This is a genomic window from Micromonospora purpureochromogenes, from assembly GCF_900091515.1.
Classification (GTDB): Bacteria; Actinomycetota; Actinomycetes; order Mycobacteriales; family Micromonosporaceae; genus Micromonospora; species Micromonospora purpureochromogenes.
Window position 1 is genome coordinate 4,799,157 of the sequence record NZ_LT607410.1, and the last position, 21,163, is coordinate 4,820,319.

Annotated in this window: 22 protein-coding genes; 10 read left to right on the plus strand and 12 right to left on the minus strand. The window is 73.9% G+C overall.

Annotation, left to right across the window (positions count from 1 at the left end; all coding sequences use genetic code 11):
- Positions 1 to 50 precede the first annotated feature (50 nt).
- Together GA0074696_RS22160 and GA0074696_RS22165 are read right to left on the minus strand one after the other, a co-directional pair.
- Positions 51 to 563 carry a GNAT family N-acetyltransferase gene (locus GA0074696_RS22160; RefSeq protein ID WP_231925111.1) on the minus strand — a complete coding sequence of 171 codons (513 nt, stop codon included), beginning with the start codon at positions 561 to 563 and terminating at the stop codon, positions 51 to 53.
- Positions 564 to 820: 257 nt separating this feature from the next.
- Positions 821 to 2,137 carry a snapalysin family zinc-dependent metalloprotease gene (locus tag GA0074696_RS22165; protein ID WP_407940505.1) on the minus strand — a complete coding sequence of 439 codons (1,317 nt, stop codon included), beginning with the start codon at positions 2,135 to 2,137 and terminating at the stop codon, positions 821 to 823.
- 24 nt (positions 2,138 to 2,161) lie between these two features.
- Between GA0074696_RS22165 and GA0074696_RS22170 the strand changes: the two genes are divergently transcribed.
- Both GA0074696_RS22170 and GA0074696_RS22175 read left to right on the plus strand, forming a co-directional pair.
- On the plus strand, positions 2,162 to 3,436 hold the full coding sequence (locus GA0074696_RS22170) for an MFS transporter (RefSeq protein WP_157746083.1): 1,275 nt from the start codon (positions 2,162 to 2,164) through the stop codon (positions 3,434 to 3,436).
- 13 nt (positions 3,437 to 3,449) lie between these two features.
- Entirely contained in the window at positions 3,450 to 3,983 is a 534-nt protein-coding gene (locus GA0074696_RS22175; RefSeq protein ID WP_088964719.1) for a GNAT family N-acetyltransferase, read from the plus strand.
- A gap of 73 nt (positions 3,984 to 4,056) precedes the next feature.
- Here GA0074696_RS22175 and GA0074696_RS22180 read toward each other — a convergent pair whose 3' ends face one another.
- Genes GA0074696_RS22180 through GA0074696_RS22200 form a run of 5 tightly spaced genes read right to left on the minus strand, consistent with a single transcriptional unit; the run spans position 4,057 to position 8,624 of the window.
- Entirely contained in the window at positions 4,057 to 4,314 is a 258-nt protein-coding gene (locus GA0074696_RS22180) for a UBP-type zinc finger domain-containing protein (RefSeq protein ID WP_088962885.1), read from the minus strand.
- On the minus strand, positions 4,311 to 5,891 hold the full coding sequence (locus tag GA0074696_RS22185; protein ID WP_088962886.1) for a Na+/H+ antiporter: 1,581 nt from the start codon (positions 5,889 to 5,891) through the stop codon (positions 4,311 to 4,313). Before GA0074696_RS22185 ends, GA0074696_RS22180 begins: the two co-directional genes overlap by 4 nt.
- A gap of 36 nt (positions 5,892 to 5,927) precedes the next feature.
- Positions 5,928 to 6,893: a TIGR03885 family FMN-dependent LLM class oxidoreductase gene (locus GA0074696_RS22190; RefSeq protein ID WP_088962887.1), complete on the minus strand. Its 966-nt coding sequence runs from the start codon at positions 6,891 to 6,893 to the stop codon at positions 5,928 to 5,930.
- 42 nt (positions 6,894 to 6,935) lie between these two features.
- A complete protein-coding gene (locus GA0074696_RS22195; RefSeq protein ID WP_088962888.1) occupies positions 6,936 to 8,348 on the minus strand; it encodes an NADP-dependent succinic semialdehyde dehydrogenase in 1,413 nt (470 codons plus the stop codon).
- A gap of 12 nt (positions 8,349 to 8,360) precedes the next feature.
- Positions 8,361 to 8,624, minus strand: a complete 264-nt coding sequence (locus tag GA0074696_RS22200) for a DUF6343 family protein (protein WP_088962889.1) — start codon at positions 8,622 to 8,624, stop codon at positions 8,361 to 8,363.
- A 305-nt stretch (positions 8,625 to 8,929) separates the two neighbouring features.
- Between GA0074696_RS22200 and GA0074696_RS22205 the strand changes: the two genes are divergently transcribed.
- Both GA0074696_RS22205 and GA0074696_RS22210 read left to right on the plus strand, forming a co-directional pair.
- Positions 8,930 to 9,541, plus strand: coding sequence for an antibiotic biosynthesis monooxygenase (locus GA0074696_RS22205; protein ID WP_088964720.1), 612 nt, complete (start codon positions 8,930 to 8,932; stop codon positions 9,539 to 9,541).
- Positions 9,542 to 9,671: 130 nt separating this feature from the next.
- Positions 9,672 to 10,523, plus strand: a complete 852-nt coding sequence (locus GA0074696_RS22210; RefSeq protein WP_088962890.1) for a GDSL-type esterase/lipase family protein — start codon at positions 9,672 to 9,674, stop codon at positions 10,521 to 10,523.
- 167 nt (positions 10,524 to 10,690) lie between these two features.
- Here GA0074696_RS22210 and GA0074696_RS22215 read toward each other — a convergent pair whose 3' ends face one another.
- The 3 genes from GA0074696_RS22215 to GA0074696_RS22220 all read right to left on the minus strand — a co-directional run bounded on the left by GA0074696_RS22215 (position 10,691) and on the right by GA0074696_RS22220 (position 12,589).
- The gene (locus tag GA0074696_RS22215; RefSeq protein WP_231925112.1) at positions 10,691 to 11,464 is read right to left on the minus strand and encodes an EcsC family protein; all 774 of its coding nucleotides are present in this window, start codon (positions 11,462 to 11,464) and stop codon (positions 10,691 to 10,693) included.
- Positions 11,465 to 11,499: 35 nt separating this feature from the next.
- Positions 11,500 to 11,646: a hypothetical protein gene (locus GA0074696_RS31225; protein ID WP_172894382.1), complete on the minus strand. Its 147-nt coding sequence runs from the start codon at positions 11,644 to 11,646 to the stop codon at positions 11,500 to 11,502.
- Positions 11,647 to 11,719: 73 nt separating this feature from the next.
- Positions 11,720 to 12,589, minus strand: a complete 870-nt coding sequence (locus GA0074696_RS22220; protein ID WP_088962891.1) for a peptidase M23 — start codon at positions 12,587 to 12,589, stop codon at positions 11,720 to 11,722.
- Positions 12,590 to 13,008: 419 nt separating this feature from the next.
- On the opposite strand from GA0074696_RS22220, the gene GA0074696_RS22225 reads away from it, so the two are divergent.
- From GA0074696_RS22225 to GA0074696_RS22235, 3 genes are all read left to right on the plus strand, one after another.
- A complete protein-coding gene (locus GA0074696_RS22225; RefSeq protein ID WP_088962892.1) occupies positions 13,009 to 13,929 on the plus strand; it encodes a proteasome assembly chaperone family protein in 921 nt (306 codons plus the stop codon).
- Between the two features lie 195 nt (positions 13,930 to 14,124).
- The gene (locus GA0074696_RS22230; RefSeq protein ID WP_088962893.1) at positions 14,125 to 14,922 is read left to right on the plus strand and encodes an exodeoxyribonuclease III; all 798 of its coding nucleotides are present in this window, start codon (positions 14,125 to 14,127) and stop codon (positions 14,920 to 14,922) included.
- A gap of 97 nt (positions 14,923 to 15,019) precedes the next feature.
- Positions 15,020 to 15,340 (plus strand): antibiotic biosynthesis monooxygenase family protein, encoded by a 321-nt coding sequence (locus tag GA0074696_RS22235; protein ID WP_088962894.1) that lies wholly within the window; start codon positions 15,020 to 15,022, stop codon positions 15,338 to 15,340.
- A gap of 12 nt (positions 15,341 to 15,352) precedes the next feature.
- Here GA0074696_RS22235 and GA0074696_RS22240 read toward each other — a convergent pair whose 3' ends face one another.
- Positions 15,353 to 16,048, minus strand: coding sequence for a class F sortase (locus GA0074696_RS22240; protein ID WP_172894710.1), 696 nt, complete (start codon positions 16,046 to 16,048; stop codon positions 15,353 to 15,355).
- Complete coding sequence (locus tag GA0074696_RS22245; protein ID WP_088962896.1) at positions 16,045 to 16,632, minus strand: hypothetical protein; 588 nt, start codon at positions 16,630 to 16,632, stop codon at positions 16,045 to 16,047. The genes GA0074696_RS22240 and GA0074696_RS22245 overlap by 4 nt, the downstream gene beginning before the upstream one ends.
- A 216-nt stretch (positions 16,633 to 16,848) precedes the next feature.
- Here GA0074696_RS22245 and trmB point away from each other — a divergent pair, with 216 nt between their 5' ends.
- From trmB to GA0074696_RS22260, 3 genes are all read left to right on the plus strand, one after another.
- Positions 16,849 to 17,478, plus strand: a complete 630-nt coding sequence (gene trmB, locus GA0074696_RS22250) for a tRNA (guanosine(46)-N7)-methyltransferase TrmB (protein ID WP_407940617.1) — start codon at positions 16,849 to 16,851, stop codon at positions 17,476 to 17,478.
- Positions 17,479 to 17,681: 203 nt separating this feature from the next.
- Entirely contained in the window at positions 17,682 to 20,186 is a 2,505-nt protein-coding gene (locus GA0074696_RS22255) for a DEAD/DEAH box helicase (RefSeq protein WP_088962898.1), read from the plus strand.
- Between the two features lie 119 nt (positions 20,187 to 20,305).
- Positions 20,306 to 20,953: a hypothetical protein gene (locus GA0074696_RS22260; RefSeq protein WP_088962899.1), complete on the plus strand. Its 648-nt coding sequence runs from the start codon at positions 20,306 to 20,308 to the stop codon at positions 20,951 to 20,953.
- Positions 20,954 to 21,163 lie beyond the last annotated feature (210 nt).

The following is a 21,163-nucleotide window of genomic DNA, read 5'->3' on the forward strand; positions in this document are numbered from 1 at the left end:
GAAACTGCCGCCACTTCGGGGCGGAGTGAGGCGTTCGGCGGCGGCGACCGTTAGGGCGTCGGCCGGCGCATCGCGACCCGGTCGGTCATGTCGAGCCCCAGCGCCGCCTCGGCCGCCAGCACCTCCGCCAGGCCGGGGCCGACCTCCGCCGCTGACAGCGCGACGAAGCCGCAACGGGCGTAGTACGGCGCGTTCCACGGCACGCTGCGGAAAGTGGTCAGCGTCAGCGCCGGCAGATCCCGCTGCTCCGCCCAGCCGGCCACGTGGTCGAGCAGCCGCCGGCCGACGCCCCGGCGGGCGTGGGTGGGGTGGACGCTGAGCTGCTGGACGTGGGCGCAGCCGTCGACCGGGTGCGCCACGGCGAAGGCGATCGGCTGGTCGTCCGGCCCGACCGCCACCCAGACCCGGCCGGCCCGCTGCCCCTCCCCGAGCACGTCCAGGTCGAGCGGCGGCGCGTCGGCGATGTCGACCATGCCGATCTCCCGGAACGGCGCGCCGGAGGCCACCTCGATCCGTTGCAGGTCAACGAGTTGGTCCGTCCGGGCCGTTCTGATCCGCTCCACGGCCCAGACCCAACCACCTGCGGCGGTTGCCGCCCACCGAATTTCGAGCCGCCCGGCCGACCCGGACCGCCCGCCCGGACCGGCCGCGGTCACGCCGCCCGGCCCGGGCTGCCCGGCCGCGCCCGAGCGGTTGGCGGTAACGCCGAGCGAACCGGGCCGCCGCGACCGCCTCCGGGAACGGCGGCGGCCGGGGCGGCCCGGTGGGGCGTCCGCGCCCGTTGCGGAAGGAACGGACACCCCGGGGGTACGGGTCGCGCTCAGGCAGGCAGGCCGCCCACCTGGGTGTTGATCCAGGAGCGGATCGACGGCAGGTCGACGTAGATGGACGGGCCGGTGGCGCAGGTGGGGTTGTTGTTGCCGGCCCGGCTGGTGGCGCCGATCAGGTTCCACACCCCGTTGATCCGCCGCACCTGCGGGCCGCCGGAGTCGCCGTAGCAGGCGCCGGAGTTGCCGTTCGTGTTGTTGGTGCAGATCTCGTACGTCGCGTTGATGCCGCTGCAGCGGCTGTCCGCGACGATGGAGGTGTCGAGCTCGTTGGCGACCGCGGGCGCGGAGCCGCAGCCCCGTTGCGGGCAGGTCTGCCCCCAACCGATGATCCGGGTGGCCGTGCCGACGGCGCCGGAGGTGCCGGGGATCGGCGCTGGGGCGTAGCTGACCGAGCTGGCCAGTTGCAGCAGCTTGACGTCCACGGACGGGTGGCTCACCGCCCTGCTCACCCGGACCACGGTCCCGCCGGTGGTGCGGTTGACGCTGCCCACCCGCACCGACGACGGGGTCGAGCAGTGCCGGGCGGTGACCGCCCAGTTCGCCTTGATCAGCGTGCCGGTGCAGCCGGAGACGTAGACCATCCACGGGTAGTTCTCGCTGGCCGGGCGGCCACCGACCACGAACGGCCCGGGATCCTCGGCGCCGGTCCAGGTGTAGCTGACCCCGGTGGTGGGCGCGGTGAGCGTGCCGCCGAACAGCGAGTTGACCCGGGACGCCTCGGCGGCGCTCGGGTACGCGTTCCGGCAGGACACCGGCGCGCTGCTGCCGGACATCAGGTCGGAGCAGAGCCCGGTACGCCGGTCGGGCAGGCCGAGGATGTGGCCCATCTCGTGGGTGGCGATCCGGGTCCGGTCGTACCCCTGGTTCACCGCCTGCCGGCCCATCCACACCCGGCCGGAGCCGAGCCCGGTCGGCTGCGCCCGGGGCCAGCCGTCGTCGACGTAGATGGTGACGTTGCCGGGCGTACGCGGCGCGAGTCGGACGGTGCTCACCGAGCTGTTCCAGATCGTGGCGGCCTGGTCGAAGTTGGTGCGGAACTCGCCGGCCCGGCTGGCGTCGTAGTAGACGGTCCGGACGGCCGCCGAGGCCGTCGTCGCCTCGACCGCCACCAGGCCGAGCGCCGCCAGCACCATCGCGAGCAGGGCGCCCGCCGTACGCGGAAGATTGTGTCGTCGGAACATCCGACCTCCCATCGATAAATGTCCATTGATGCTAGACGCATCGATGGGTGTCTGTGGAATACCGGAATCGTCATATGCCGGCCATGGATGTGACCGTCGTCGCCCGCGCCGGGACACCGGCGGCATCAGCTGGGCCCCTACCGTCGACCCATGAGGGTCCACACGCGCTGGTCGCCACTGCCGCCGCCCGGCCGGCTGCGCACCCTGGCCCTGGCCACGCTCGCCAACACCGTCGGCTCGGGGCTCTGGCTGGCGGGCGCGCCCCTCTACCTGACCCGGGACGTCGGGCTGAGTCCCGCCTCGGTCGGGCTGGGGCTCACCCTCGCCGGGCTGCTGGGGCTGACCGCCGCCGTCCCGCTCGGCGGACTGGCCGACCGCCGCGACCCGCGTACGCTGCGCGCGCTCGTGCAACTGCTGCAGGCCGCGGTCGCCGGGGCGTACCTGCTGGTCGCGTCCTTCCCCGCGTTCCTGGTGGTGGCGGTGCTGGACGCGCTGCTCACCGCCGGCAACCTCGCGGTCCGCGCCGCCCTGGTCGCCGCCGTCGGTGGACCCGAGGGGCGGGTGCACGCGTTCGCCACCCTGCGCGCGGTGGCGAACCTCGGCATCGCGCTCGGCGCCGGGCTGGCCGGGTTCGCCCTGGCGGCCGACACCCATCTGGCGTACCAGGTGCTGGTGGTCGGCAACGCGACAACCTATCTGGTGTCGGCGGCGCTGCTGATGCGACTGCCCGGCTACCCGCCCACAGCGACGCCGGCGCGGCCGGCGACGTCGGGTCGGGCGCGGGCGCTGCGGGACCCGCCGTTCCTGGCCGTCAGCGGGGCGTCGGCCGTGCTGGCACTGCACGCGACGGTGCTCACCCTGGTCGTGCCGCTGTGGACGGTGAGCCGGACCGGGGCCCCACCTGCCGTGGTGTCGGCGGTGCTGCTGGTCAACACGTCGCTCACGGTGCTGCTGGCGGTGCGGCTCGCCCGGGGCGCGGACACCGCCGTCCCGGCCGCCGCGGCGATGCGCCGGGCCGGCCTGGTGCTGGCGATGGCGATGCTGCTGTACTCGGCCACCACCGGCAGGCCGGCCGGGCCGGCGACCGGCCTGCTGCTGCTCGCCACCGCCGTCTACACCGTCGGCGACCTGTGGCACAGCACCGCCGGCGCGGGGTTGGCCTACGGCCTGGCCGCGCCGGAGTCGATCGGGGCGTACCAGGGGGTGGACGGGTTGCTCGCCGGCCTGGCCCGGGCCGTCGGACCGGCGCTGCTGACCTGGGCGGTGCTGGACGGCGGGGTCACTGGATGGTGCGGCGTGGCCGCGCTGTTCGCCGCCGTCGGGTTGCTCGTCCCGGCCCTGACGCGGTGGGCGGTCGCCAGCCGGGACCGACGAGCGGCTTCCGGTTCCGGCGGACACGTCGCGCATCGACCCGCATCGCTGTAGCAGCATGTCGACCATGACCGATCAGCGAACCGTCACCATCCGGCCCGGCGGCCCGGCCGACGCGGCCACCGTGCTGCGACTGCTCGACGCCGCCACCGCATGGCTGGTGGCCCGGGGTCGCACCGGTCAGTGGGGCACCGAGCCCGCTTCCGGCGATCCGCGCCGGATCGCCCAGGCCGACAGCTGGGCGGCGGGCGGGGGACTCCACCTGGCCCTGCTCGGCGACACCCCGGTCGGTGCACTGGTGGTCGGCGCGGCGACCGACTACGTTCCCCCGCCCACCGCGCCGGAGCTGTACGTCAACCTGCTGGTCACCGACCGGGCATACGCCGGCCGGGGAATCGGGGCCCGGCTGCTGGCCCACGCGGCGGAACTGGCCCGCGAACGCGGCCTGGACCTGCTGCGGGTGGACTGCTACGCCGGCGGGGACCGGGCACTCGTCGGCTTCTACGAGAGCTGTGGCTTCACCGCCACCGACCCGTTCACGGTGGAGCGCCCCGGCCGCGAGCCATGGCCCGGCCAGGTGCTCGCCCGCCGCCTGCCCTGAGCCGGTGCACCCCCCCCGGGCCGACCCGCCATCTCGTCCGGCCGGCCGGCAGTGGGGCGTCGCCGCGGACCGCTCAGCCGATCTCCTCGTCCACGAAGCACCACCGCCAGGTCTCCCCCGGCTGGATGGAGCGCATCACCGGGTGCCCGCTGGACTCGAAGTGCTTCGTCGCGTGCTGGTACGGCGAGGAGTCGCAGCAGCCGACGTGCCCGCAGCTCAGGCAGGCGCGCAGGTGCACCCAGTAGTCGTTGCCGATGGCGACGCAGTCCGGGCAGGCGTCCTCGGTCTGCGGCTCGGGGTTCCCCGCCTCGGTCAGGTGCTGGCAACTCATTCGTCAACCTCCCGGGTCAGCAACGACTCCTCCAGGTCCAGGTCACGGTAGGCCCGCACCAGCACCTCCTCGGGGATCCGCCCGGAGTCGCGCGCGGCCCGGAACACCTCCCGCTCGGCGTCGATCATCTCGTGCCGCAGCCGGCCGTACGCCTGGGAGGGGGTCTCCCGGCCGCCGCCGCCGAGCTGTTCCCAGGCCAGATTGGTCCGTGCCTCCAGCAGCTCGCGCAACCGCTCCACCACCGACGACGGCGCGCCGGGCGCCAGCTCGTACAGCCGGTCCCGGGCGGCCTTGCTGGCCTGCTGCTGCACCGCCGCGGCGGAGAGCGCGTCCTGCACCGGGTCGTCCGGCGGCAGCTTGAGCCGGCGGGCCACCACCGGCAGGGTGGCGCCCTGCGCCACCAGGGTCACCACGATCACCGCGAAGGCCAGCCAGATGAACAGCTCCCGCTGGTACGGCCGGCCGCCGGCCAGGGTCAGCGGCAGGGCCAGCGCGGCGGCCAGGGTCACCACCCCGCGCATCCCGGCCCAGCCCAGGACGATCGGCACCCGCCACGGCGGGGCCGGATCCCGCCGCCGCACCCGCGGCACCAGCCGGGCCAGGTAGGTGGCGGGGAAGAGCCAGACGAACCGGGACAGGAGGACGGCGAGCAGCACCGCCCCGGTGACGACGGTCAGCCGGCCGAGCGGCTCGTCGAGGTCGCGCACCACGTCGCGCAACTGGAGGCCGACCAGCAGGAAGACCAGCCCCTCCAGCAGGAACCGGGCCAGCCGCCAGAACGCGCCGATCTGGAGCCGGGAGGCCGCCGACAGCAGCCGCGGCATCTTGTGGCCGATGCCGAGCCCGGTCACCACGACGGCGACCACCCCGGAGGCGTGGATCCCCTCCGCGGCGAGAACCACCGCGAACGGCACGATCAGCGACAGGGCGTTGTCCAGCAGCGCGTCGGAGGTCCGGTGGTGCAGGTAGCCGAAGACCACCACGCCGAGCAGGCCCACCAGGACGCCGCCGCCGGCGGAGCGCAGCACCTCCAGGGCCACCTCCCCGAACTCCACCCGGCCACCGCTGGCCGTCGCGGCGATGATCGAGACGCGGAGCAGCACCAGCGCCGTCGCGTCGTTGAGCAGGCTCTCGCCCTCCAGAATGGTGACGATCCGGCGGGGCAGCCCGACCCGCCGGGCCACCGCGGTGGCGGCGATCGCGTCGGGCGGCGCCACCACCGCGCCGAGCGCCAGGCAGATCGCGTACGGCAGGTCCGGCAGGAGCAGGTGCACGACCGTGCCCACCACGAACGCGGTGAACAACACCAGCCCCACCGCGAGCAGCAGGATCGGCCGCAGGTTGAGCCGGAACGCCGGCACCGACGTCTCCAGGGCCGCGACGTAGAGCAGCGGCGGCAGGATGCCGACCAGGACCAGGTCCGGGTCGAGCCGCACCTGCGGGAAGCCGGGCAGGAAGGACAGGGCGAGACCGAGGACCACCAACAGGATGGGCGCGAGCACGCCCAGCCGCCGGGCCAGCGCCGCGCCGAACGTCGCGATCGCGAGGATGACCACGACGTCGAACAGAGCCTCCATGGGTACGAGCCTAGGGGGCGCGCCGGCGGGACGAGATCAGGCGGTGGTCCGCAGCTTCGGCAGCACCTGCGCGCCGAACGTGTCGATGAAGGCGCGCTGCTCCTGCCCGACGTGGTGCAGGGCGATCTGGTCGAAGCCGAGCTCGACGTACTCCTCCAGCCAGCCGACGTGCCGGCCGGTGTCGGCCGAGATGTTGACGACCTCGGCGACCTTCTCCATCGGCACCTGCTCGGAGACCGCGTCGAAGTGCTCGGCGGTGTCCAGGTCCCAGCAGACCGGCGGGGCGAAGACGTTGCTGCGCCACTGGTCGTACGCGATCGCCTCCGCCTCGGCCTGCTCGGGCGCCCAGCTGACGTGCACCTGCAGGTGCAGCGGGCCGCGACCGCCCGCGTCCCGGTAGGCGTCGATCATCTGCCGCAGGTGTGCGGTGGGCGCGTTGACGGTGATCAGGCCGTCCGCCCACTCGGCGCACCAGCGGGCGGTGGCGACGCTGACCGCCGCGCCGATCAGGGCCGGCGGCTGCTCCGGGCGGGTCCAGAGCCGGGCCCGGTCGACCCGGACCAGGCCGTCGTGGCTGACCTCCTCGCCGGCGAGCAGCGCCCGGATGACGTCGACGCACTCGCGCAGCCGGGCGGCGCGCACGTCCTTGCGCGGCCAGCCGTCGCCGGTGATGTGCTCGTTGCTCGCCTCGCCGGTGCCCAGCGCGGCCCAGAACCGGCCCGGGTACATCGCGCCGAGAGTGCCGATCGCCTGCGCGATGATCGCCGGGTGGTAGCGCTGGCCGGGCGCGTTGACCACGCCGAACGGCAGGCTGGTGGCCTGGAGGGCGGCGCCGAGCCAGGACCACGCGAAGCCGGACTGGCCCTGCCGGGCGCTCCACGGCGAGAAGTGGTCCGAGGACATGGCGGCGTCGAAGCCGGCCTGCTCGGCGTGGATCACCGCATCCAGCAGCCGGCTCGGGTGGATCTGCTCGTGGGAGGCATGGAAGCCGAACACCGTCATGGGCTCCTCCCTACCCATGACGGTGTCCGGCGAAAAGCGGGGCTACTCGGCGTGCGCGCCGGCACCGGCCGATGCCGCGCCCTCGCCCACCCAGACGGTCTTGGTGTTGCAGAACTCCCGCATGCCGACCGCGGACAGCTCGCGGCCGTAGCCGGAGTTCTTCACCCCGCCGAACGGCAGCTCCGGGTACGAGGTGGTCATCCCGTTGATGAACACGCTGCCGGCGTCCAGGTCGACGGCGAAGCGCTCCTGCTCCTGGGGGTCCGTGGTCCACGCGTTCGAGCCGAGGCCGAAGGCGGTGCCGTTGGCGACCTCGATCGCCTCGGCGTACGACGACACCCGGAACAGGCCGGCGACCGGCCCGAAGACCTCCTCCGACCACATCCGCATCCGCGGGTTCAGCTCGGTGACCACGGTCGGCGGGTAGAACCAGCCGGCGCCGGCGGGCTTCTCGCCGCCGCAGAGCACGGTGGCGCCGTGGTCGACCGCGTCCTGCACCTGGGCGTGGATCTCGTCCCGACCGCCCTCGCTGGCCAGCGGCCCCACATCGGTGTTCTCGTCCATCGGGTCGCCCACCCGCAGCGCGGACATGTTGGCCGCGAACTTCTCGGCGAAGGCGTCGAAGACGTCGGTGTGCACGATGAACCGCTTGGCGGCGATGCAGGACTGGCCGTTGTTCTGGCAGCGGGCGGTGGTGGCGACCTCGGCGGCGCGGTCCAGGTCGGCCGAGGGCATCACCACGAACGGGTCGCTGCCGCCGAGTTCCAGCACCGTCTTCTTCAGCTCCCGGCCGGCGATCTGGCCGATCGAGCGGCCCGCCCCCTCGCTGCCGGTCAGCGTGGCGGCGCGGACCCGCGGGTCGCTGAGGATCGGGTCCACGGCCTCCGAGCCGACCAGCAGGGTGGTGAACGCGCCCTCGGGGAAGCCGGCGCGGCGGAACAACTCCTCCAGGTAGAGGGCGGTCTGCGGCACATTGGAGGCGTGCTTGAGCAGGCCGGTGTTGCCGGCCATCAGCGCCGGCGCGGCGAACCGCATCACCTGCCAGAGCGGGAAGTTCCACGGCATCACCGCGAGCACCGGCCCGATCGGCTGGTACCGCACGAACGCCCGCCTGGCCTTGACCGCGCCGGCGTCGGCCGGCTCGTCGGCGAGCATCCGCTCGGCGTTGGCGGCGTAGAACCGGCAGGCGGTGGCGCACTTGGTCACCTCGGCCTGCGCCGCGACGTACGCCTTGCCCATCTCGGTGGTCATCAGCCGGGCGGTGGAGTCGCGTTCCGCGTCGAGCAGGTCGGCCGCGGCGTTCATCCACTGCGCCCGCTGGGCGAGCGTGGTGCCGTGCAGATCCCGGAACGCCACGTCGGCCCGGTCGATCGCGGCGTCGATCTGCTCGGCCGACATCGGGTCGTACGACTTGAGCAGCTGGCCGGTGGCGGGATTGGTGGTGGCGATGGGCATCTCGTACTCCTGTCACTCGAAGAGTGAGTGCCGCACGCCCGGCTCCTCACGGCGGCGCGCGGCGCGGCGGCGCTGGATGACGACCAGGTCGACCGCGGCGACCACGGCGAAGACCGCGCACACCACGCCCAGCCAGACCACGTCGGCCCAGAACGCCAGTACCGCGAAGACGGTCATGGTGACCAGGCCGAACAGGGCCAGCGCGAGCCGGAGGTTCAACGCGCTGTACGCGTGGCCGACCGTGCCACGGGCACGCCGGGGCTGCGATCTCGTCATTCCTCCGGCCTACCCCCGCAGGACGGGCCCTAACCGCCCGCCCCAGCCGCCGCACCGACGCGCCGCCGTCCCACCCCGGAGCCGGACCCCGGCCCGGTCTGCGGCGTGGCGCGCCGTCCCGCCCCGACGTCACCGCCACCCGCCGCGAACCGTGGCCTGGGCCGACGGACGCCGGGAGGTCGGGACGGCGGGGCGGTGATGCCGGCCACGGAGCGGGTATGCCGCGGACGCGGCCGGCGGTGGGTTGCGTTACACCGATGCGCCACGACCGGGCCGACACCGGCGCGGGCGGGAAGGATGAGGGCATGACCATGACCCACGCGGTGCCGGTGACCGTCGCCATCGCCCGGCGCGCCGACCCCGCGCGCGCCCACGAGATGGTCGCCTGGATGCGGGCCGGCAGCGCGCTGGCCGAGAGCTTCCCGGGTTTCCTCGGCGTGGGCTGGGTACAGAGCGCCCAGGGCTCGCCGGAGTGGCACATGCTCTACCGGTTCGCCGACGACGAGACGCTGCGCCGCTGGGAGGAGTCCCCGCAGCGGAACTGGTGGCTCACCTCGGCCCAGGGCATCGTCGAGCACACCCGGGTCGAGCGGCGCACCGGGATCGAGGGCTGGTTCGACCCGCCGGTCGACCACGTGGTCGAGACCCTGGCGCCGGCCGTCGGCGAGCCGGCCGCGCCGGTGTCCCCGCCGCGCTGGAAGCAGGCGGTGACCATCTGGCTGGCGTTCTTTCCGCTGAGCCTGACCGCCACCCTGCTCACCGCCCGGTTCATCGGCGGGGTGCCGCTGGCCGCGCGGACGCTGCTCATGACGCTCTGCCTGACGCCGCTGATGACGTACCTGGTGCTGCCCCGGATCACCCGGGCGCTGCACTGGTGGCTGCACGGGCAGCGACCGCCGTGGCGGGCGTCCCGCTGACCCGTCCTATCAAATCCATGTTTCTAAATATTTACTCTGCCTGAAAGTCGACACGGGAGGCCCGACCCGGCCTACCACCCCCGTAGTGTTACGGCGCTGTCGCTCTGCGCCGCCGGACCGGGGGAAGACAATGCCTCGACGCTGGGTCGCCGCCGTCGCCTGCCTGCTGGCGCTGGTCGCCCTCGCGTGCGAGGAGGGCGGCAGCGCCTCCCCCCGGCCGACGCGGGAGTCCGGCCAGTCCGGCCTGCCCACCACCATGGCCGCGCTCGGCGACTCGATCACCACCGGCTTCGGCTCCTGCCTCGTGCTCACCTCCTGCCAGCGCAACTCCTGGTCCACAGGGGACGGCATCCGGGTGGAGAGCCACTATCGCCGGCTGCTCGACGCCAACCCGGGCATCCGCGGCCGGGCCCACAACCACGCCGTGCCCGGGGCGCGCGCCGAGGCGCTCGCCGGGCAGGCGCAGGCGGCCGTACGCGACAAGGCCGACTACGTGACGGTGCTGATCGGCGCCAACGACGCCTGCCGCGACGACATCGACACGATGACGCCGGTGGCGACGTTCCGCACTGAGGTCGACCGTGGCCTGCGGGTGCTGCGCAAGGGGCGACCGAAGGCCCGCGTGCTGGTGGTGAGCATCCCCGACCTGTACCGGCTCTGGGAGGTCGGGCACACCGAATCGCGGGCCACCCGGATCTGGCGGGCCGGCATCTGCCCCTCGCTGCTGGCCAACCCGACCTCCACCGCCCCGGCCGACCGGGCCCGCCGCGCCAGGTTCCGCGACCGCATCGACGACTACAACGCCCAGTTGAAGGCGGCCTGCCGGGCGTACGGGACGCGCTGCCGGCACGACGGCGGGGCGGTGCACCGGGTGCGCTTCACCCTGGACGAGGTGAACGGGCTCGACTGGTTCCACCCCAACGTGGCCGGGCAGAACCGGCTCGCCGACGTCAGCTTCTCCACCGCCGGCTGGCGACTCTGACGAGCACTCCGAGCGGGTCGCCGGGACGCTCGGGCCGACCGGCGGAGCCTGGGGCGGAACGGTCGGCCGCCGACCACGGGCGGCGTGGACCGCTGTCGCCCACCGCCACCGGGAACGCGAAACGGCGGTGCCCCGGAGACCGGGACACCGCCGTGCTGCCGTGCGGGTCAGGGACGGCGGGGCTGGGGCACGCCGCCCCGACCGGCCCGGTAGAGCGCGCAGGCGCGCTCGGCGAGGTCCCTGGTGGCCGACGAGTTGGCCCAGGTGCCGAGGATGATGGCGGCGCCCGGCACGACCTTGGCGAACATCCGCTTCGCCGCGCGGACCCCGGCCATCTGGGCCAGTCGCACGCCGAGGCGGAGCATCACCTTGCCGAGCGGGTTCTGCGCGCCGTGGCCGAACAGGGCCCCGGCGCGTTCCCGCCCCGCCGCCACGCCCAGCGCCAGCCGGGCGCTCTCGGCGACCTTGTGCACCTTCTGCAGCACCAGCAGGTCGGTGGCCCGGTCGGGGTGCACCGGGTCCACCCCGTACGCGGCGGCGACGTGCAGCACCAGGCGGGCCTGGGTCCAGGCCAGCACGCCGACGTCGATCACCGCGCCGGGGAGCCCGGCCACGCCGGAGACCGCCCCGGAGAGGCGGGCCTGGTTGACGAACTTGCGGACCGCCTGCTCGGCGAGGTCGTCGGCGTCGACGTCGGGGCGCTCGGCACGGGCCCGAGCCGCCCACTGGGCGGCCTCCGGCCCCAGCCGGCGTACCGCCTCCAGGGCGAGGTGCTCCGGCGCGTACTGCGGGTCCTCCCGCATCCGGTCCCAGAGCCGGGCGGGCGGCGCCTCGGGGGCGTCCGGCTCCCCCGCCCGGGTGGCCGGCGGGGTGACCGCCGCCGCCGGGCTGGCCGGCGGCGGGGTGGTGGGTTCGTCGTCGACGGGGGCGGAGTCGGTCACGGGGGCTCCCGGTGTCGAGGGCGAGCGGGGGACGATCAGCGGCGGCGGCTGGAGAGCCGGTTGGCCACCTGCCTGAGCTTGGCCTGGTTCTCCGGCTTGGCCAACTCACGCCGACCCCGGTCGACCAGCTGCTGTCCCCGCGGCGAGCGCAGGAACGTCCTGATCCGTTGCACCAGTGACATGTCGTCCTCCGTTCGGTGGTCGTGCATCATGTGTACCCCGAACGGACAACCGGCAACCGACAACCCGGGACGATCAGGCCAGAATGGCCTCGACCACCTCGGTCGCCCGCCACTCGTGCTGGGCGTAGGCCCACGGGAACGCCGAGACCTGCACGGCCTGGGCCGCGTCGGTCAGCGCCAGGTCCTGCCAGCCGGGGATCTCCAGCAGCGCGGAGAGGAACGCCTGGGTGGCGTACTCGGGGTCCATCAGGTCGCGGACCTCGCCCCAGCCGCTGCTGGGCCGCTGCTGGAACAGCCCGACCGAGTCGTGGTCCCAGCCGATGGCCTGGTAGGGGTAGTTCTGGGACTCGGGCAGCACGCCGCTGGCGTAGTTGTAGAGGTTGCTCTCCTGCATCGCGGTGGCCACGGCGATGATCAGGGCCTGTCGCGGCACGCCCATCTTCCGGCCGGCCTTGACGATGGCCTTGGCGTTGTCCATCTGGGCCTGGTCAAGGCCGGCGACGGGGGCGATCCGCTTCGGCTTCGGCTTGGGCTTCGGCTTCGCCTTCTTCGTCGCGGTCGGCGACGGCGAGGCGGTCGGGGTGGCGGCGGGGGTCGGGGTCGCGGTGACCGGGGTACGCGCCTGGCCTCGGGAGGCGGGGCCCTCCTGCGCCCGCTCGGTGAGCGCCGGCTGGGCGGCGACCGGGTCGAGCCGGTCGGCCGGCAGGACCTGCACGCCGGCGAAGGCCGCCACGCCGAGGCAGCAGACCACGCCGGAGGCGAGCGCCACCCGCGACGGGCGGCGGGTCAGGGGGTTAATGAGGGCGCCGAGGCGGGTACGGAGCGAGGGAGCGGCCTCGGTGCCACGAAGAACGCCGACCTGAACGGACGAGGGGGTATCGTCCGAACGGCCAGTCGGGCCCTCGTGGGCGTACTGGTCGTCGATGGTGTCGTCGTCACGCATCCGACGACGTTAGGCAGGCGTTTCCCCGGCCACCCACCGTGAGCGAGTGGCCATCGCCACAATCCGACGGGTCGAACCGGGACGCGTCGACGGTGCCGTGTGGCTGCGGGGCGCAACCCCGCAGAACCGGCATCTCGGGAAGGTGCGCCGGCGGCGGGAGTCCCGGAACGACGGGGTCGACACCGCCGCCCCGGCCAGCATGATCGACCATATCCCCCGTTGGTATGAGCGATCGGTAGACCGACGGACAACCGCGCCTCGGATGATCGGCGAAATGCGCGCTTCGTCCGTCTTTGCTCGGCAGGATCGCCGCGAACCGCCCGTTGCTGGAATGGATACCGCGGGCGGGTACGTTCGGCGAACCGGGAGCCGTGCGCGCACGGCGGCCCGTACGCGCGTTTCCTCAGGAGGTCCGACCGGTGCTCGACCCACACGAGCTCTACCAGCTCACCGACGACCTGCCCGACCTCGGGCAGCCGGTGCTGATCCAGGCCCTGACCGGCTTCGTCGACGCCGGCAACGCGAGCCGCCTGGCCCGTGAGCAGCTGCTCACCTCGCTGGAGTCGCGTCAGATCGCCACCTTCGACGTCGACCAGCTCTTCGACTACCGCTCCCGCCGCCCGGTGATGACCTTCGTCGAGGACCACTGGGAGCACTACGACGCCCCGGAGCTGGCGCTGCACCTGCTGCACGACGACGACGAGACCCCCTTTCTGCTGCTCACCGGCCCGGAGCCGGACCTGCAGTGGGAGCGGTTCGTGGCCGCGGTCGCCGCCCTGGCCACCCGACTCGACGTCCGGCTCACCGCCGGGCTCAACTCCATCCCGATGGCCGTGCCGCACACCCGCCCCACCGGGGTGACCGCGCACGCCACCCGGCGCGAGCTGATCTCCGGCTACGAGCCCTGGCTCCAGCGGGTGCAGGTCCCGGGCAGCGTCGGTCACCTGCTGGAGTACCGGCTCGGCGAGGCGGGCCGGGACGCGATCGGCTTCGCCGCGCACGTGCCGCACTACGTCGCCCAGACCGAGTACCCGGCCGCCGCCGAGGTGCTGCTCTCCTCGGTCTCCCGCAGCACCGGGCTGCTGCTGCCCAGCGACAGCCTGCGCACGGCCGCCGAGGTGGTGCGGGTCGAGATCGACCGGCAGGTCGCCCAGACCGACGAGGCCGCCGCGCTGGTCCAGGCCCTGGAGGAGCAGTACGACGCGTTCGCCCGTGGGCGCGGCGAGAAGAACCTGCTGGCCGCCGAGGCCGGGCCGCTGCCCACCGCCGACGAGCTCGGCGCCGAGCTGGAGCGGTTCCTGGCCGAGCAGACCCGACCCGGCGACACCCCGAACGGCTGACCCGGCCGACCGCTGGGCCAGCGCGCGGCCGGTCCGGAGCGGATCATGCGGCGCGCCGGCCCGGCTGGCCCGGCCCGGACCGTGAGCCCGGATGCGGCAGGCCGACCGCCCGCGCGCGGCCGGTCCGAGCGGATCATGCGGCGCGCCGGCCGGGCTGGCCGGGCACGCGGGGGCCGGATACGGCAGGCTGAAGGCATGCGTCTGGCGACCTGGAACGTGAACTCGGTGAAGGCCCGCCTGCCCCGGCTGCTCGACTGGCTGGCCACCACCGGCCCGGACGTGGTCTGCCTGCAGGAGACCAAGTGCCCCGACGGCGCCTTCCCCAGCGCCGAGGTGGCCGAGCTGGGCTACGAGGTGGCCAGCCACAGCGACGGCCGGTGGAACGGGGTGGCGATCCTGTCCCGGGTCGGGCTGGCCGACGTGGCGGTCGGGTTCTCCGGCGAGCCCGGGTTCCCCGAGCCGGAGGCCCGGGCCATCTCGGCCAACTGCGACGGGGTCCGGGTCTGGTCGGTGTACGTGCCGAACGGCCGCTCCCCCGACGACCCGCACTACGCGTACAAGCTGGCCTGGTTCGCCGCGCTGCGCGACGCGTTGGAGCCGGAGCTGGCCGGCGGGGCGCCGGTGGCGGTCTGCGGCGACTTCAACGTCGCCCCCACCGACGCCGACGTCTGGGACCCGGGGCTCTTCGTCACCTCCACCCACGTCACGCCGGCCGAGCGGGCCGCCCTGGCGGCGCTGCGCGACCTCGGGCTGGTCGACGTGGTGCCGACCCCGATGAAGGGCCCGCACCCCTACACCTACTGGGACTACCGGGCCGGGATGTTCCACCAGAACAAGGGCATGCGGATCGACCTCGTCTACGCCTCGGCGCCGTTCGCCCGGGCGGTCCGCTCCGCGTACGTCGACCGGGAGGCCCGCAAGGGCAAGGGCCCCTCCGATCACGCCCCGATCGTGGTCGACGCCGAGCTGGTGCCGGCCGTCGAGTCGTTCTGAGGCGCGTCTCGACGGGGGCGGTCCGGCGGGACCGGCCGTCGTCGCGGCGCGGGCGGGACGTCCGGCCGGCTGGTCGGCCGCTGGTTAGGGTGGAGCCATGGCAGTCGTGAAGATCAACGCGATCGACGTCCCGTCCGGCGCCGGCGAGGAGCTGGAGAAGCGGTTCGCCGCCCGGGCCGGCGCGGTGGAGAACTCCCCCGGCTTCCTCGGCTTCGAGCTGCTGCGCCCGGTCGCCGGGGAGAGCCGCTACTTCGTCTACACCCGGTGGGAGAGCGAGGAGGCGTACCAGGCGTGGGCGGCCGGCCCGGCCCGGGCCGCGCACGCCGGCGGCGAGGGCGGCGAGCAGCGACGGCCGGTGGCCTCCGGCGCCACGCTGCTGGAGTTCGAGGTCGTCCAGCAGGTCACCGGCAAGGGCTGAGCGCCCGGCCGGTCAGGGCTGGCGGGTCTCGGCCAGCGAGGCGAAGGCGATGACATTGTCCTCGTAGCCGGTCCGGCCACCGACCCAGGCGCCGCCGCAGGTGATCAGCCGCAGCGCCGGCGGCCCGTCGGCGCCGTAGACCCGGTCGGCCGGCAGATGGGACTTGGCGAAGTACTCGACCGAGTCGACGGTGAACAGCGCGATCTTGCGGTCCTCCCGGGTCACCTCGATCCGGTCGCCGGGCTTGAGCTTGCGCAGGTCGTAGAAGACGGCCGGGCCGCTCTTGGAGTCGACGTGCCCGACGATGATGGCCCGGCCCGGCTCCCCCGGGGTCGGGCCGCGGTCGTACCAGCCGGTCTCGTGGTGCCGGTTCAGCGGCGGCACGGCGATCGACCCGTCCTTCGCCTGCCCCACCGGGGCCACCGGGGCGGTCACCTGGATGGCCGGCACCGCGAGGCTCACCGGCCGGCTGGCCGGCAACCCGCCGCCCCGCCCGGCCGCGGGCCGCTCCTGCGCGTCCGCCGGGCGCTGCTGGCCGGCCGTCCAGTCCAGCGGCCCGACGGTACGACCGAGACCCGCGCCGGTGGCGAAGACGCCGAGCAGCACCAGGGCTGCCGCGAGCGGCACCGACCAGGGGCTGCGTGCCGAGGTACGGTCGCCGCGGGCGGCCGGTGTCGAGGCGGGTTGCGGGGCCATCGCGCCGCTCAGCCTCGGGCGGCGCCACGGGGGCGGCGGGCCGCGATGATGCCGACGGTCGCGCCGGCGATGGTCAGGGCCAGGCCACCGGGTACGAGCAGGCCGGCTAGGTTGGCGCCGGCGGCACCGCCGCCGAAGCCGGTGTGCGGGCCGGGGCTGGGCTTCATCGACTTGACCACCTGGAGCATCGTCGAGGCGGTCGCGCCGTCCCGGCATTCCAGCTTGACCCGGTAGTTGCCCGGCCGGGTCCGCTCCCGGACCTCCGCCGAGGCGGTCAGCTCACCACGCTGGGAGTGCACCTGCACGCGGCCGAAGGCGTCGGAGACCACCGTTGCCGGGATGGAGTTGTCCCGGCAGCTGGCCCGGATGCCGACCAGGTAGCCGGGCTGCACCGGGCTCGGGCGCACCTCGACGAAGACCACGCCGGGGGACGGCTGCGGCTCGCCGGGTTGCTCCGGCCAGCCCTGAGCCGGCTCACCCGGGGCCGGGGCCACCGCGGCTGGCGGTGCGGCGAGCGCCGCGCCCGCCCCGAACACTGCCGGGCTGAGGGCACCGAATGTGATGGCCAACGCGGTGCGCTGGAGCGTGATCGACATCCTGCCCCCTTCCGGCCGCCTCGGGCAGTGCCGGGACAGCGAGCGCCGGCCTGCCGTACGGGATGAATCGTCTCACCCCCGGGCGTACATCACATCCGATACGACGGATCCGTCGCGTACGCTCGGGTCGCTGTGACCTCCACCGACCAGAACCTCGCCGTCCCGGCGGCCCCGCCGGCCGCCCGGATCCTTACCTTCCACCCCCGCCGCGGCCGGATGAGCGGCCGCCAGACGGACGCGCTGGAACGGCTCTGGCCGGAGTACGGCGTCGACATCGCCGAGCTCGACGGCCCCTTCGACCCGGCCGCGCTCTTCGGCCGGGACGCTCCCGTGGTGCTCGAGATCGGCTCCGGCATGGGCGACGCCACGGCGGCGATGGCCGTCGCCGACCCGGGCCGGGACTACCTGGCCGTCGAGGTGCACACGCCCGGCCTCGGCAACCTGCTGGAACTCATGGAGCGGCACGGGCTGACCAACGTCCGGGTGGCCAAGGGCGACGCGCTGGACCTGGTCCGGGCCATGCCGACCGGCGCCCTGGACGCGGTGCACGTCTTCTTCCCCGACCCCTGGCCCAAGGCCCGGCACCACAAGCGGCGGATCATCCAGCCCGAGCACGTGGCCCTGCTCCGCTCCCGCCTGCGGCCGGGCGGCACCCTGCACTGCGCCACCGACTGGGCCGAGTACGCCGAGTCGATGCGGGAGACCCTGACCGCCGACCCCGGCCTGGCCGACCCGCACGGCGGCTTCGCGCCCCGACCCCCGTACCGCCCGGTCACCAAGTTCGAGCGCCGCGCCCTCACCGCCGGCCGCCCCGTCTTCGACCTCATCCACCACCGCCACCCCTGACCCACCCCTCCCCCAGCCCGCCGCCGCCCCCACCCGGCCGACGCCGGGCGCTCTTTCCGAGAAAGAGTGCCTATCGCGGCGGGAATAGCCACGCTTTCTCTGAAAGTGCGATGCGCGAAGGGCCGGGGCGCGAGGGGGCGGGGCGCGGGGGCGGCGTACCCGGTTGGCGGGTGGGGGTGTGGGGCGGGCACGATGGAGCGGATATGACGCTCACTGCCGCGCTGCCTCGAAGCGCCGACCCCGACACCCTCTACGACGCGTTCGCCGGCTGGGCGAAGGAGCGCGGCCTCGACCTCTACCCCCACCAGGAGGAGGCGGTCATCGAGATCGTCTCCGGCGCGAACGTGATCATGAACACGCCGACCGGCTCCGGCAAGAGCCTGGTCGCGATCGCGGCGCACTTCGCCGCCCTGGCCGACGACCGGACCACCTTCTACACCGCGCCGATCAAGGCGCTGGTGTCGGAGAAGTTCTTCGCCCTCTGCGAGGTCTTCGGCGCGGAGAACGTCGGCATGCTCACCGGCGACGCCAGCGTCAACGCGGACGCCCCGATCATCTGCTGCACCGCCGAGATCCTGGCCAACCTCGCGCTGCGCGAAGGGTCCCGGGCGGACGTCGGCCAGGTGGTCATGGACGAGTTCCACTTCTACGCCGAGCCCGACCGGGGGTGGGCGTGGCAGGTGCCGCTGATCGAGCTGCCCCAGGCGCAGTTCGTGCTGATGTCGGCCACGCTCGGCGACACCACCCGGTTCGTCGACGACCTGACCCGGCGCACCGGGCGCTCCACGGCCGTCGTCCGCTCCGCCGAGCGGCCGGTCCCGCTGCTCTTCTCGTACGCGATGACCCCGCTGCACGAGACCCTGGAGGAGCTGCTGGAGACCAAGCAGGCCCCGGTCTACGTCGTGCACTTCACCCAGGCCGCCGCGCTGGAACGCGCGCAGGCGCTGATGAGCGTCAACGTCTGCACCCGGGCCGAGAAGGACATGATCGCCCAGGCGATCGGCAACTTCCGATTCACCTCCGGCTTCGGCAAGACCCTGTCCCGGCTGGTCCGGCACGGCATCGGCGTGCACCACGCCGGCATGCTGCCCAAGTACCGCCGGCTGGTGGAGACCCTCGCCCAGGCCGGCCTGCTCAAGGTCATCTGCGGCACCGACACCCTGGGCGTCGGCATCAACGTGCCCATCCGCACCGTGCTCTTCACCGGCCTGTCCAAGTACGACGGGGTGCGTACCCGGCTGCTCAAGGCCCGCGAGTTCCACCAGATCGCCGGACGGGCCGGGCGGGCCGGCTTCGACACCCTCGGCCGGGTGGTGGTGCAGGCCCCCGAGCACGTCATCGAGAACGAGAAGGCCCTGGCCAAGGCCGGCGACGACCCGAAGAAGCGGCGCAAGGTGGTCAAGAAGAAGCCGCCGGAGGGGTCGGTCGGCTGGGGGCAGCCCACCTTCGAGCGCCTGGTCGAGGCCGAGCCGGAGCCGCTGACCTCCAGCTTCCAGGTCAGCCACTCGATGCTGCTCAACGTCATCGGCCGCCCCGGCGACGCGTTCGCCTCGATGCGGCACCTGCTCACCGACAACCACGAGGACCGGGCCGCCCAGCGCCGGCACATCCGCCGGGCCATCGCGATCTACCGGGCGCTGCGCGCCGGCGGGGTGGTCGAACAGCTCGACGAGCCGGACGAGGCCGGCCGCCGGGTCCGCCTCACCGTCGACCTCCAGCTCGACTTCGCCCTCAACCAGCCGCTGTCGCCGCTGGCGCTGGCCACGATCGAGCTGCTCGACGTCGAGTCCCCCTCGTACGCCCTCGACGTGCTCTCGGTCATCGAGTCGATCCTCGACGACCCGCGGCAGGTGCTCTCCGCGCAACAGTTCAAGGCCCGCGGCGAGGCGGTGGCCGCGATGAAGGCCGAGGGCATCGAGTACGAGGCCCGCCTCGAACTGCTCGACGAGGTGACCTGGCCCAAGCCGCTCGCCGAGCTGCTGGAGGCCGCGTACGAGATGTACCGGCAGGGCCACCCGTGGGTCGCCGACCACCAGCTCGCCCCCAAGTCCATCGTCCGGGACATGTACGAGCGGGCGATGACCTTCACCGAGTACGTGCAGTTCTACGGGCTGTCCCGCTCGGAGGGCCTGGTGCTGCGGTACCTCGCCGACGCGTACAAGACGCTGCGGCAGACCGTGCCCGAGGACGCCAAGACCGAGGAGCTGGTCGACCTCATCGAGTGGCTGGGCGAGCTGGTCCGTCAGGTCGACTCCAGCCTGATCGACGAGTGGGAGCGGCTGCGCAACCCGTCCGACGTGGCGGAGCTGGCCTCCTCGCTGGAGGACAAGCCGCCGGCGGTCACCCGCAACGCCCGCGCCTTCCGGGTGCTGGTACGCAACGCGCTGTTCCGGCGGGTCGAGCTGGCCGCGCTGCGCCGCTGGTACGACCTGGGCGAGCTGGACTCCGCGTCGGGCTGGGACGCCGACGCGTGGGCCGAGGCGCTGGAGCCGTACTTCGAGTCGTACGACTCGATCGGGGTCGGCCCCGACGCGCGCGGGCCGGCGCTGCTGATGATCGAGCAGGGCCGGGAGCGCTGGACGGTACGGCAGATTCTCGACGACCCCGAGGGCGACCACGACTGGGGCATCAGCGCCGAGGTCGACCTCGCCGCGTCCGACGAGGCGGGCGCCGCGGTCGTCCGGATCACCGACGTCGGGCAGCTGTAGAAAAGAGTTCCGCGGGGCCGTCCGGAGTGTCCGGGCGGCCCCTTTCGTACCCTGGGCGATGTCACCCCGGTCGATTAGAATGTATGTACTAATCGAGTTCCTGACCTGGGAGGACGCTCGTGACCGCGCCCACCTCCGCCGCCCCGCTCACCCCCTACGCCACGCTCCTCGGCTTCACCCGGTACGTCGACCGCACCGGGCCGACCAAGGCCACCTTCGTCGGTGGGCTGCGCAAGCAGCGGGCCAGCCGGCACGGGTTCAACCCGCACGGCCAGTTCGTCAAGGCCCTCAAGGCCGACATCGCCTTCCACACCGGCGGCACCCACCTCGCCGGCGTGGCCGACGTGGTCAAGCCCCGGTGGCGCCCGCTCTACCAGGCACTCGTCCCCGGGGCGACGGCCTGGCTGGAGTCCCTCGGCGAGCCGGCCGGCATCGACCTGGCCCAGACCCGCGACGCGCTTGCCATGCTGGGCGACCTGCCCGTCAAGATCAACCCGCACTTCGGCATCCGGTACGCCGACGGCCACGCCGAGGCGGTCCGGCTGCACTTCGACGAGGCTCCGCCGAGCGAGGAGGCGACGCTGGCCACCCTGCACCTGATGGCCCGGCACATGGACGCGGTGCTGCCGCACGCCGAGCCGGTCCTGGTCGACGTGCGGCGGGGCGAGGCCCACCGGATGCCCGACACGATCAAGCCCGAGCAGGTCGAGCAGTGGCTGGCCGGCGAGGCCGCCGCCTTCCGCGCCATCTGGTCCACCGCCGCCTGACCCGACGTCCCCGTCCGGGCCGGCCACCGGTCCGGTCGGGTGCGACGTGCGGCCCCCCGGTCCGGGCCGGCTACCGGCCCGGACCGTGCAACGCCGCCCGGGGCCGGGCCGGCCACCGGCCCGGACCGTGCAACGTGCCGCCCCGGTCCGGGCCGGCCACCGGCCCGGGCGGTGCAACGTGCCGCCCCGGCCGGGGCCGGCCACCGGTCC